The 12331-nt window shown below is 48.7% G+C and carries 12 protein-coding genes; 8 read left to right on the top strand and 4 right to left on the bottom strand.

What is annotated here, in order from left to right; translation table 11 throughout:
• Positions 1 to 87 precede the first annotated feature (87 nt).
• The 4 genes from trxA (at position 88) to hemN (ending at position 4307) form a co-directional block, all read left to right on the top strand.
• Positions 88 to 414, top strand: coding sequence for a thioredoxin TrxA (gene trxA / locus ACO0LM_RS12215; RefSeq protein WP_422987421.1), 327 nt, complete (start codon positions 88 to 90; stop codon positions 412 to 414).
• 235 nt (positions 415 to 649) lie between these two features.
• On the top strand, positions 650 to 1912 hold the full coding sequence (gene rho, locus ACO0LM_RS12210; protein ID WP_422987423.1) for a transcription termination factor Rho: 1263 nt from the start codon (positions 650 to 652) through the stop codon (positions 1910 to 1912).
• Between the two features lie 210 nt (positions 1913 to 2122).
• Entirely contained in the window at positions 2123 to 2815 is a 693-nt protein-coding gene (locus ACO0LM_RS12205) for a Crp/Fnr family transcriptional regulator (protein ID WP_422987425.1), read from the top strand.
• A gap of 94 nt (positions 2816 to 2909) precedes the next feature.
• The gene (gene hemN / locus ACO0LM_RS12200) at positions 2910 to 4307 is read left to right on the top strand and encodes an oxygen-independent coproporphyrinogen III oxidase (protein ID WP_423037569.1); all 1398 of its coding nucleotides are present in this window, start codon (positions 2910 to 2912) and stop codon (positions 4305 to 4307) included.
• 26 nt (positions 4308 to 4333) lie between these two features.
• On the opposite strand, the gene ACO0LM_RS12195 is transcribed toward hemN, so the two are convergent.
• From ACO0LM_RS12195 to ACO0LM_RS12185, 3 genes are all read right to left on the bottom strand, one after another.
• Positions 4334 to 4675 carry a cupin domain-containing protein gene (locus ACO0LM_RS12195; RefSeq protein WP_423037424.1) on the bottom strand — a complete coding sequence of 114 codons (342 nt, stop codon included), beginning with the start codon at positions 4673 to 4675 and terminating at the stop codon, positions 4334 to 4336.
• A 176-nt stretch (positions 4676 to 4851) separates the two neighbouring features.
• Positions 4852 to 5115 (bottom strand): DUF2249 domain-containing protein, encoded by a 264-nt coding sequence (locus ACO0LM_RS12190; RefSeq protein ID WP_423037422.1) that lies wholly within the window; start codon positions 5113 to 5115, stop codon positions 4852 to 4854.
• 91 nt (positions 5116 to 5206) lie between these two features.
• Positions 5207 to 7495, bottom strand: a complete 2289-nt coding sequence (locus ACO0LM_RS12185; RefSeq protein WP_423037420.1) for a nitric-oxide reductase large subunit — start codon at positions 7493 to 7495, stop codon at positions 5207 to 5209.
• A 372-nt stretch (positions 7496 to 7867) separates the two neighbouring features.
• On the opposite strand from ACO0LM_RS12185, the gene ACO0LM_RS12180 reads away from it, so the two are divergent.
• The 4 genes from ACO0LM_RS12180 to ACO0LM_RS12165 all read left to right on the top strand — a co-directional run bounded on the left by ACO0LM_RS12180 (position 7868) and on the right by ACO0LM_RS12165 (position 11513).
• Positions 7868 to 8323, top strand: coding sequence for an RrF2 family transcriptional regulator (locus tag ACO0LM_RS12180; protein ID WP_423037418.1), 456 nt, complete (start codon positions 7868 to 7870; stop codon positions 8321 to 8323).
• Between the two features lie 191 nt (positions 8324 to 8514).
• Positions 8515 to 10014 carry a copper-containing nitrite reductase gene (gene nirK / locus ACO0LM_RS12175; RefSeq protein WP_423037416.1) on the top strand — a complete coding sequence of 500 codons (1500 nt, stop codon included), beginning with the start codon at positions 8515 to 8517 and terminating at the stop codon, positions 10012 to 10014.
• A gap of 93 nt (positions 10015 to 10107) precedes the next feature.
• A complete protein-coding gene (locus tag ACO0LM_RS12170; RefSeq protein ID WP_423037414.1) occupies positions 10108 to 10854 on the top strand; it encodes a formylglycine-generating enzyme family protein in 747 nt (248 codons plus the stop codon).
• Entirely contained in the window at positions 10851 to 11513 is a 663-nt protein-coding gene (locus tag ACO0LM_RS12165; RefSeq protein ID WP_423037412.1) for an SCO family protein, read from the top strand. The genes ACO0LM_RS12170 and ACO0LM_RS12165 overlap by 4 nt, the downstream gene beginning before the upstream one ends.
• Before the next feature lie 79 nt (positions 11514 to 11592).
• Here ACO0LM_RS12165 and ACO0LM_RS12160 read toward each other — a convergent pair whose 3' ends face one another.
• On the bottom strand, positions 11593 to 12177 hold the full coding sequence (locus ACO0LM_RS12160; protein WP_423037410.1) for a hypothetical protein: 585 nt from the start codon (positions 12175 to 12177) through the stop codon (positions 11593 to 11595).
• Positions 12178 to 12331: the final 154 nt, after the last annotated feature.

The following is a 12331-nucleotide window of genomic DNA, read 5'->3' as shown; positions in this document are numbered from 1 at the left end:
ATTCATACCAGAATGCGGCGCTGTCCGATCACACCGACATTCAGTGGCGCTGTTACCCCTTAATTTTTCCCTCTCGTTGAGGATTTCATGAGCGAAAACATCAAATATGTAAGCGACGCTTCATTCGAAGCTGACGTAATCAATTCCAATGTACCAGTCCTGGTTGACTTCTGGGCCGAATGGTGTGGCCCTTGCAAGATGATCGCGCCTATCCTGGAAGAAGTTGCCAAAGAATACAATGGCAAAATCGTGATAGCCAAGATGGACGTGGATGCCAACCAGGCTGTTCCAGCCAAATTCGGTATTCGTGGCATCCCTACCCTGATTTTGTTTAAAAATGGCACTGCTGCAGCGCAAAAAGTTGGCGCGCTGGCAAAAGGGCAATTAATCACTTTCATTGACAGTAATATTTAAGGTATTATCACGGTCTGAAGCAAACTCCGTAAGTAAAAGAACTAAAAGAACTTTACTTACGGCGCTTGCATGTGAAATACGGCTACACGGGAATTACCCATTACCCGGTTGCGACTGATTCAGACCCGAGTTCAAACTAAAATTTAAATCACGACAGAACTTCTTTCTATCCTGTTTATTCTGCAGTTCCTCCGTTCACTCCCCCACCTCATAATCCCATCCCGGGACACTCACCATGCATCTATCTGAATTAAAGGCCTTACACGTATCCGCTTTGCTGGAGATGGCCATCGGACTCGACATCGATAACGCTGCGCGTATGCGCAAGCAGGAATTGATGTTTGCGATCCTGAAAAAACGTGCAAAATCAGGCGAACAAATTTTTGGCGATGGCGCCCTTGAAGTATTGCCCGACGGCTTTGGCTTCCTGCGCTCGCCCGATGCCAGCTATATGGCATCCACTGACGATATCTATATTTCTCCTTCGCAAATCCGCCGTTTCAACCTGCACACTGGCGATTCAATAGAAGGTGAAGTACGCACTCCCAAAGATGGTGAGCGCTATTTTGCATTGGTGAAGGTGGACAAGGTCAACGGCGAATCGCCGGAAGCGTCCAAGCACCGCATCCTGTTTGAAAATCTGACGCCGCTGCACCCGAATAAAGTTCTGACGCTGGAGCGCGAAATGCGCGGCGAAGAAAATACCACTGGCCGCATTATCGACATGATTGCCCCCATTGGTCGTGGTCAGCGTGGTTTGCTGGTGGCATCACCCAAATCCGGTAAATCCGTCATGCTGCAACACGTGGCACACGCGATCACCACCAACCACCCCGACGTTACCCTGATCGTTTTGCTGATCGATGAACGTCCAGAAGAAGTAACAGAAATGCAGCGTTCCGTACGCGGTGAAGTGGTTGCATCGACTTTCGATGAACCAGCCACCCGTCACGTACAAGTCGCTGAAATGGTGCTGGAAAAAGCCAAGCGCCTGGTAGAAATGAAAAAAGACGTGGTCATCCTGCTGGATTCCATCACCCGTCTGGCGCGCGCATACAATACCGTCATCCCTGCTTCCGGCAAGGTACTGACCGGTGGTGTGGACGCCAATGCGCTGCAACGCCCCAAACGCTTCTTCGGTGCAGCACGTAATATCGAAGAAGGCGGTTCCCTGACCATCATCGCCACTGCCCTGATCGAAACCGGCAGCCGCATGGATGACGTCATCTATGAAGAATTCAAAGGCACCGGCAATATGGAAGTTCATCTGGAACGCCGCCTTGCCGAAAAACGCGTCTACCCAGCCATCAACCTCAACAAATCCGGCACCCGTCGTGAAGAATTGCTGATCAAACCGGATCAGTTGCAGAAGATCTGGATCTTGCGCAAATTACTGTATAGCATGGACGAAATCGAAGCGATGGAGTTCATCCTCGACAAGATGAAAGCCACGAAAAACAACGCAGAGTTCTTTGAAATGATGCGCAGAGGCGGATAAGTCCCCTCCTGTTTTCCGGCTGACGAGCCGCCACTTGTGTGGCGGCTTTTTTTATGGAATTATTTATTTGGCAACGGGCAATCATCCCCGTTGCCCGTTCTGGCATGGCGACCCCGTCCATTTGCCTTCCAGCACTAGTCCACTTGGCGGATAGGCATCGCCTCTGATCGCTTCTACACTTGATCATAATCAGTTTGTCGGAGATCAGTGATGGCAAAATTAAATGTACTTGGCTTACTGGAAAACCATGCCTTATTCCACAATATTACCGCCATTGAACTAAGCGAGTTGCAAAAAGAGGTTGGCAAGATCGAGCTCGGCAAGGGCCTGACCTTGTTTCGCAAGGGCGATAGCGCCGAAAATACTTATATCGTCGTATTCGGCCTGATCAAACTCAGCATCCCCTCGCCGCAGGGGAACGACAAAGTTCTGGAATTAATCCGTCCAGGCCAAAGCTTTGGTGAAGCCATGATGTTCCTGGATGAGCCTTACCCGTTCCATGCAGAAGCCCTGGAAAGCACCTTGCTACTCAAGATACCAAGAAAAGCGCTACTGCAATTGCTGGACAAATCTCCCGCAATTTCGCGCCAGATGATGGCAGGCCTGTCTTTCCGCCTGCTCGGGTTTATCCGCAATGTTGAACGCTATTCCCTGCAGAATGCATCACAAAGAGTGATCGATTACCTGTTGCAGACATCCGCGATGCAAAGCACGAATGAGGTCCGGCTGGAATTGAAAAAACACCTGGTCGCATCCCTGCTCAACCTGACGCCAGAAACCTTGTCCCGCGTCCTGCACCAGCTAAGGGATGAAAACCTGATCCGCGTGTGTGGCTCGACCATACATATAGGTTCGGCAGATGCCTTGAAGTCATACCAGCAGAACGTACCGGCATTGCATTGAATCCCTTCGCAAAGCCCTTACGTGTTTACGATCTTATGACGTGAGCGGGTGTAAGATGCGCAGATACCTTGCTGCCAGCAATAGAAAGAAAATGATGACGACACCAGCACCGACCGGCGAGATTGAGCTTTCCGAAGAATTGATACGCCGCTTTGACAAAGCGGGCCCACGCTACACCTCGTATCCCACTGCGGACCGTTTCAATAACAGTTTTAATGAACAAAGCTATATCCACTATTTGGAAGAACGCAAGACAGGTACTGACAATCCACTGCTGTCGCTGTATTTGCATCTGCCGTTCTGTGAGTCGCTCTGCTATTTTTGTGCATGCAATAAAATCATCACCAAAGACCATAGCCGGACCACAGAATATCTGCGTTATCTGGAAAAAGAAATAGAACTGGTAGCCGCCAGAATCGGCCCTGACCGTAAGACCGGGCAATTGCATCTGGGTGGCGGAACCCCCACTTTCTTCAGTGGCGACGAGTTGCGTCAATTGATGTCCATCATACGCAAACACTTCCAGTTCACTGATGATGCAGAACTGGGTGTCGAAATTGATCCTCGCACTGTCAAGCCAGCAACCCTGGCATTGTTGGCAGAATTGGGCTTTAACCGGAATAGTTTTGGTGTACAGGATTTTGACCCTGCCGTGCAACAGGCAGTGAACCGGATACAACCATTCGAAATGGTAGAGGCAGCGATAACAGAAAGCCGGAAAACCCATTTCAAATCTGTCAATGCGGATCTCATCTATGGCTTGCCTAAGCAAAACCTGGCCAGTTTTGGACGTACCCTGGATAGCCTGATCGCATTGGCACCAGACCGGATTGCACTCTACAATTATGCCCATCTTCCCAGCCGCTTCAAGGCGCAACGGCAGATCATTGCAAGTGATTTGCCGTCGGCTGAAGATCGCCTGCAAATCTTTATGATGTCAACCAGGCGCTTGCTTGATGCAGGTTACATATATATCGGCCTGGATCATTTCGCCAAACCGGATGACGAATTAAACAAGGCGCAGCTGGACCAAAGTCTGCACAGAAATTTTCAGGGTTATACAACCCGTGCTGATTGTGACCTGATTGGTTTTGGTGTATCCGCGATCAGTAAAGTCGGCAATTCCTATTGCCAGGCAGTGCGTACTATCAAGGAATATTATCACCTGCTGGATCAAGACTGCATGCCAGTAGACAGAGGCATAGAAGTGGATAAAGATGACCTTTTGCGTCGCGAGATCATCATGCGCCTGATGTGCAGCATGCCCCTGCATATTGCCGATATTGAGCAAAGCCACCAGATTGAATTTCCTGATTATTTTGCCGAAGAAATCGCGCAATTGCGCCAATATGAAGAAGTTGGCTTCCTCACCATCACACCAGCAACGATCAGCGTGACGCCCAAAGGTCGCTTATTCGTCCGTGCCATCGCCATGGTATTTGACAAATACCTTAAAAAAGTAACGACGGCAACTTACTCCAAACTGATTTAAGGAACTTCCACCGGCTTACTGCATTGTTACTGCATTGCAGTTTTCAGCAATACCATCGTCACCAGAAAAGAAGTATTGGTGATTGCCAGCACTGCATGCGGTACATCGGCGGCAAGATACAGCAGGTCACCGGCACGCAGTGCCTTTTTCCCCGTTTCCACTGTAATTTGCAGATCACCGGACAGGCATTGTATGGTGATGGGGCCATTGACATGGTGTGAAGGAAAACTCTTTCCCGCAACCAGATTCATGTGTATGACTTCAAGATGCGCGTCTTTAAACAAGGCATGAGCTGGCACCGTCAGGGATTGCTCGTCAGCAGCAATCAAGTTGATTATTTCCCCTGAGCGTAAATGTGGTGTGGCCATTTCATTTCTCCTCGTATTGCATTACATTGCATTCAGGCATTGCGACATTGGCGACATTGAAGTGCTGGGCAGGTTACATATTGAAAGAAGGCTGATTCCAGACATTCGCTGGTAATGTCGCCTACGCTCAACATCAAACCTGCCTCTTTTTGCAGCTTAGCGCAGCTGAATGCAGCTTAAGTTGTCACATGAAAATCAATGATAATTTCTCCTGGCTCATTGGAAACATAAGCCATTTTTACACCATCGCCATAATGATGCTCGATTTGCGCGAGCAATGGCAAAGGATTATGGTCATTGCAAAAACGCATGGTCTCGCCTGGTTTTAACGCAGACAAGGCACCAAAGATTGCCGCATGGCGAAACCGCTTGGCAACGCCACGTGCATCAAATTCATAGACACCTTCGGCAACAACAGGAATGGAACAATCGTGAGCCATGGTAGGACTCCTTTCAATATAGATCAATTTGATAAAAAACACAGGGAGGGTTATTTCTGCCCTCCCCTGAATAAACTACTAAAATAAACGACTAAGCTTTGTTAGCAGCTTTGGCGTAGGCTATGTCGGCCACACTTGTTTGTGTCTGCTTCTTGCCGGTCAGCAGACGCAATGCAAATACAGCGAGGCAAACGACACCAATCGAGAATACGACATCACCGGGAACCCGCATCCAGACCAGGGTTTCCATGAAATGTGAATGTATTACCTCGGGCGAACGTGCATACCACATGCCTTTGGTGATGCTTGCCACCGCCTGATAAATACCAGCTGGTACCAGCGACATAAACACCATCATTGCCAGGCCTATATTGAGCAGCCAGAACATCGCTTGCAATAATTTGTCTGACCAGACTGCACGATCGGACAAGCCTCGCAAACAGAACAGCAACAGCCCGATACCAAGCATGCCATAGACACCAAACAGTGCAGCGTGACCATGTGCAGCAGTCATGTTCAAACCTTGCATGTAATACAGGGCAATCGGCGTATTGATGGAAAAGCCAAGCAAGCCTGCACCAACGGTATTCCAGAACCCTACAGCAATAAAGCACAGTATCGACCACTTGTATGCTTGCACCCAGGGCGCAGCTTTCGAACGTTGATAGTTACGGAAAGCTTCGACACCTATCATTGCCAGTGGTACCACCTCCAGCGCAGAGAACATGGCACCAATCGCGATCACAAAAGTGGGCGTGCCTGTGAAATACAGATGATGCAACGTCCCCAAAATACCACCGAACAGGAAGACTATGGTTTCCAGAATAATCGCACTATTCGCCGTTGCCGCACGTATCAAGCCAAGGCGGGTGAACAACAAGGCGATGACTGCCGTAGCGAACACTTCAAAGAAGCCTTCTACCCACAGATGCACCAACCACCAGCGCCAGTACTCAATCATCGAATAATGCGTATGTGGTCCCCAGGTCAGGGATGTGGCATAGAAAGCACCTATACACATCGCTGCCAGAAATACCATCGCAATCAAGCCACGACTCTCAGACGGTTTTTTCAGTGCGGGCAATAAACCACGTCCCAGCAAGGTGACCCAAAACAGCAAACCGACGAATAACAGTATTTGCCAGACCCGGCCCATGCTGGTGAATTCCAATCCCTGATTACCAATCCAGAAGCTGAATTCATTGCCTTTGTGTTGCAGGCTACCCAGCCAGCCAAATGCGGTAGAACCCACAACGATAAACAGCAAGGCATAAAACAGGACATTCACACCAAGCTTTTGAAATTTCGGTTCATGACCTGAAATTGCAGGCGCTATATACAGGCCAGTCGCCAGCCAGGCAGTGGCAATCCACAACACGGCAAATTGTGTATGTATCGTGCGACTGACCGTGAATGGAAGAATGTCTGCCAGAGGGAAACCAAAGAAACTATGCCCTTCCACAGCATAGTGGGCCGTAATCACACCCATGCCGACTTGCGCCAGTATCAGGCCTATGACGACATAAAAATATTTCCTGGTTGCCCGCATCGACGGCGTAGGCTTCAGATCAAACAAAGGATCGGCTTTGGGTGGCACCGGGTCACCCTCTTCCTTGCTGATGGAATGATAAAAAATCATGCCTGCAATGGCAGCGATCATCAGTATGATACTGGCGACAGACCAGATACCTGCGCCGGCAGTCGGCGTATTATCTACCAGCGGTTCATGCGGCCAATTGCTGGTATAACTGAGATCAGCAGCACCCGGCCTGTCAGTGGCAGCAGACCATGCAGACCAAAAGAAGAATGCAGGCAAGGCTTGCAAATCCTTGGGATCTGGCAAGGTTCCTCTATTCATCGCATATTGCTCACGCAATTTTTCCAATGAAGGGTCGTTACCAAACAGGGCAATATAATGCTGCGCAACCTGCTGTATAGCCTTTGCACGTTCTGCACTGACAGTAATCGCATCACTGGCAGCATTATACGTATTGCGCCGCATCTCTTCCTTCAAGCGCGCTTTCAGCTCTGCCTGACGTCCTGGGCTAAGTTGCTCAAACGATGTCTGCGATTCTTTTTGTGCCCATATTTCCAGCAAAGCCAGCGATTCGCGATGCAGCCAATCGGCAGACCAGTCAGGAGCGACATAACTGCCGTGCCCCCACACCGAACCCAATTGCTGCCCCCCAGCCGAGAGCCAGCTTTCCTGACCACGCTGGACCTGACCTTCTGAAAATAAGACAGTACCTTCGGCACTGACGACTTGTTTAGGGATAGGCGGCGCGGTCAGATAAATTTCTGTGCCTACCCAGCCGAGGACGGCAAAAGATAAGACACAGATGACGGCGAGCCAAGTCCAGAGTTTACGCGTGGCATGCATGGCGTGTTTCCTTATTGGTGAATTGAAAGAATTTGCTGAATCAGGAATGTTTTTTTGGCGTTTCATTGACGATGAAACCCCGTATAAAACATTCCTGATGTCATTGAAGATTCATTTTATATAGAGGCATTTAAAGATACAAACAAAATGAATGTTTAATTCCAATCCCTTGATAAAGATCAAGCCTGCGTCTTATTCGGGCCAAAACCCATAAACATCTATACTATATGTATCTTAATAGGCTCTTGCTAAATCAGGCTTGCGTTTTACCTCAGCCTATCAAGAGAAATCGTCTTGATCGCGCAGCAGCGATGAAATGCAATGTCCTTTGCACATGCTTTCTCAATTGCATAATTTGAATTTGGAATCAATATGAGATTAACTGCATTTACCGACTACACATTGCGTACCCTGATTTATCTGGCACAACATAAAGACAGACTGGTGACCATTCAGGAAATTGCTGAACTGCACAGCATTTCAAAAAGCCATTTGACCAAGGTGGTCCATCAATTGGGAATGTCAAACAAAGTGGAAACCGTACGCGGCCGCCATGGTGGTTTGAAACTGAATCTGCCTCCAGAAAAAATCAATCTTGGTGAGGTGGTACGCGATACCGAATCTGATTTTTATATGGCAGAGTGTTTTGACCGCGACAGCAACACTTGCACCTATGCTGGTGCATGCAATTTAAAAGGCGTGCTCAGCAAAGCGACCGCCTCCTACCTGTCAGTGCTTGACGCAGTAACGTTGGCAGATTTGGTCACACAAAAAAATGGCACTGGGAAAATACAGATTTTCCCCACCAATAAGGTAAAACGAAAATAGCACTCGATAGTACTCATTTAGTACTCATTTCATGCGTTACATCAGTGCATGCATGAAAAATGATCACTTCCTGGGAAAACTGCCTGCTTCTTATTGCATATCAAGGATTTTTGAGAAATACACCAGTATTGTGAGTATCGACGATATTTTGTCCCCCAATGCTTCCTATATCACATAAAAAAGGTGCTCATATGAAAGACATGCTCAGAGGATTCTCTGCTTCCGTAGCCTCACGGATATTATTCGCTTCCTTATTCCTGGCTTTATCAGCGCATGCAGCCGGAACTAAAAGCAGTAAAAGCGCCAGTGATTTTGGTCCTCCACAGGGGCAACCCATCCATGCAGTACTGACCAGCCCACCCAATGTGCCACCACCGATACACCGCAGCTATCCGGCAAAGGTCATTGTCGAACTGGAAGTCGTGGAAAAGGAAATGGCAATTTCTGAAGGTGTGAAGTACATGTTCTGGACCTTTGGTGGCACTGTTCCCGGTAGCTTCATCCGCGTGCGCCAGGGTGACACGGTTGAATTTCACTTGAAAAACCATCCCAGCAGCAAGATGCCGCATAACATCGACTTGCATGGCGTGACCGGTCCTGGCGGTGGTGCATCATCCAGTTTCACCGCACCTGGCCATGAATCGCAATTTACCTTCAAGGCGCTGAATGAAGGTATCTACGTCTATCACTGCGCCACTGCACCTGTCGGCATGCATGTTGCCAACGGGATGTATGGCCTGATCCTGGTTGAACCGCCACAAGGCCTGACACCTGTAGACCATGAATACTATGTCATGCAAGGTGACTTCTACACCACAGGGAAATACCGTGAAAAAGGTTATCAGCCCTTCGACATGGAAAAAGCCATTGATGAAAAACCGACCTATGTCTTGTTCAACGGTGCCGAAGGGTCCATGACAGGTGACAAGGCATTGACTGCAAAAACGGATGAAAAAATTCGCTTGTTCGTCGGCAATGGTGGTCCTAACCTGGTGTCAAGTTTCCATGTGATTGGTGCTATCTTCGATAAAGTACGTTTTGAGGGCGGTAGCAACTTCCAAAAAAATGTACAAACTACACTCATCCCGGCGGGTGGTGCCGCTGTTGTTGAATACCAGACCAAAGTACCCGGTAGTTATGTACTGGTCGATCATTCGATTTTCCGCGCATTCAATAAAGGTGCCCTGGCCATCATGAAAGTGGATGGTCCTGCCAAGAAAGACATCTATTCCGGTAAAGAACTGGATTCAGTCTATCTGGGTGACCGCGCACAAGCCAATCTGGCAGCAGTCAGTACCGCGACCAAGGCGGCAGAAAGTGGCACCCTGACGGTACAGGATCAGGTGAATGCAGGTGGGCAATTGTTTGCAGGTACTTGCTCTGTCTGCCACCAGGCAAATGGTGCCGGTCTGCCCGGTGTGTTCCCTCCCCTGGCTCAGTCTGACTATCTGAATGCTGATCCCCAAAGGGCAATCAGCGTACTGTTACACGGACTGACTGGCAAGGTCAGCGTGAATGGCAAAGAGTTTGATTCTGTCATGCCAGCCATGAACCAATTGAATGACGATGAGGTCGCCAATATCCTGACGTATGTCTTGAACAGCTGGGGCAACAAAGGTGGACGCGTACAAGCCAGTGAAGTCAAGGCGGAACGCGCCAAGGCGGTACCGGTGAAAGCCGCCGCGCATTAATCACATAATCAACTGAGCGATAAATTCATGGCCAATTGGTGCAGGTGCGACAGCAAGTTAAATTTCCAGCCAGTTTTGTTAAGCGCAATTTTCTTGCTCTTTTCACCTGCCACCAATGCTGCTGATTACCTCTCTATTCCCGGTAATCAGCTGGCCAGCGTATTGTCAGGGCCGGATGCCAAAGACAAGGCAAAGGTCAAGCCCTTTTCTATGCGTGCCAGCCCGGTAACGAATGGCGAATACCAGGAATTTCTGCAAACGCATCCAGAATGGCAGAGAGACCAGGTGCCTTCTATTTTTGCCGATGCCAGTTACCTGCATGCATGGACATCACCAGGTGAAACTGGCGATGTGCAAAAATTGACACAGGCAGTCACCAGTGTTAGCTGGCATGCAGCCCAGGCCTATTGCGAGTCTGAAAATGCGCGATTACCCAGTTGGTATGAATGGGAACTGGTGGCCGCAGCAGATGAGCAACATGCCGATGCCCGCAGTGACCCGGCATGGCGTGCGCGCATACTTTCCTGGTATTCAGAATCGTCGGCTCAGTCGTCAACTAAAATCAGCCATGTACCCAATTATTATGGCGTCAAAGATATGCACGGCATGATATGGGAATGGGTCAGCGACTTTAATGCCTTGCTGATCAGTCCTGACAGCCGTACTCAGGGCGACCCCGACAAGTTGCAATTCTGTGGCGCCGGGGCCATCAGTCTGCAAAACAAAGAAAACTATGCCATCTTGATGCGGGTCGCATTGCTGTCATCGCTGACTGGTGCCAGCACCACCGACAATCTTGGATTCCGGTGTGCCCGGGATGGAGCGAAAGAAAGAAAATGAAAATGATGCTGAACCTGGCACTAAAGCTAAGGCTGAACGCATGCAAAGCAATTGCTGCAGCTTCTGCCCTCTGCCTGTTTGCGCTGACTGCACATGCAGGCGCAGTCGAACCACCAAAACCCGCAAAACAAGCGCAGGCGTTTCCGGGTGATTCTGTTTACCAATTACCGATCACACTTGAAAATCAGCAAGGCAGTAAATTCAAGCTGGCGAGCCAGGCAGGACATATCGTGATCACCAGCATGTTCTATAACTCATGTGAATATGTATGCCCGATGCTGATAGACACCATAAGAATGCTGGAGAAAAAACTGGATGAAAAAGAAAAATCCCGTCTATCCATCTTGCTGGTGACACTCGATCCTGCCAGGGATGATATCGCCACCTTACAATCAATTGCAAAAACCAGGGAGCTGGACATACAGCACTGGCTGCTGGCACGCACCACTGAAAAATCTGTGCGGCAATTGGCGGCTGTATTGAATATCCAGTATCGTCAAATGGAAAGCGGTGAATTCAACCATACCAGCGCCCTGATTTTACTAGATAAAAATGGCCGCATTCTCGCCCGTAGCAGCACCTTGGGAACGGTGGATGATGAATTTTTAAAGACGATAAAATCGGCACTCAAGAACCCGGATGTCAATTCCACTCAGTAAATTATTACTTCCTAACCGTCGCAAAAAAGCCGGGCTACTGATTGGTAGCCCGGCTTTTTAGATGAATAGGACTGAGGTATCAACTACGTACCTGGTTATCCGTTTTTTCTTTGTGAATTATTTTTGACTGGTGATTTTCTGCATGCTGTACGGCATGTTGTTCGGCAGCGCTGACGTGCCCATTTTTGGCAACGACCGCCTCTTTATGCTCCACTTTCGCCTGCCCTTTTTCGAGCCTGGCGACTTCGTGATTGGTCAGAGCGCCGCTCTTGACACCGTTTTCTATACGCTGTTGTTGGCTCACATTTCTTTGCACATCGGCCTGCATGCGTTTGCTTGATACAGAATTTGGGTTGCCAACTTGTCCGTCATGTTTTTCGGCATGAATATCGGCACTGGCCTTGTTTTGCATCCTGTCAATTTTTGCTTTTTCGCCGGCACTTACTTTGCCATCTTTCAGGGCTTTACGTTCTTCCCGCGATATCGCAGCCTGTTCACGCTCCAGTTTGCCCGCTTCTTTGGTCGTCAACTGACCTGTTTTCAAGCCATCTTCTATTCGTGTTTGCTGACTGACATTGCGCTGTACATCGCTGCTCACGCTTTGTGCAAATACTGGAGCAGTCAGCAAGCCAGCCAATAATAAAGGAATGAATTTCGTGTTCATGATAACGTCCTTGTAAAGTAATCAGAGAATTTTCGTGCTAGCCACAAGCCTATAACGAACAAACAAAAGTGAGCGATGACAGAAAACCTGTAAGAGAGCGTAACAAGCGTAAGTTTCAAAATGTAATGGCATTGCGAAATACAGACGAAAAAAA

Source organism: Undibacterium sp. Di26W, from assembly GCF_049340265.1.
Classification (GTDB): Bacteria; Pseudomonadota; Gammaproteobacteria; order Burkholderiales; family Burkholderiaceae_D; genus Undibacterium.
This window is presented reverse-complemented; position numbering and strand designations above follow the sequence as displayed.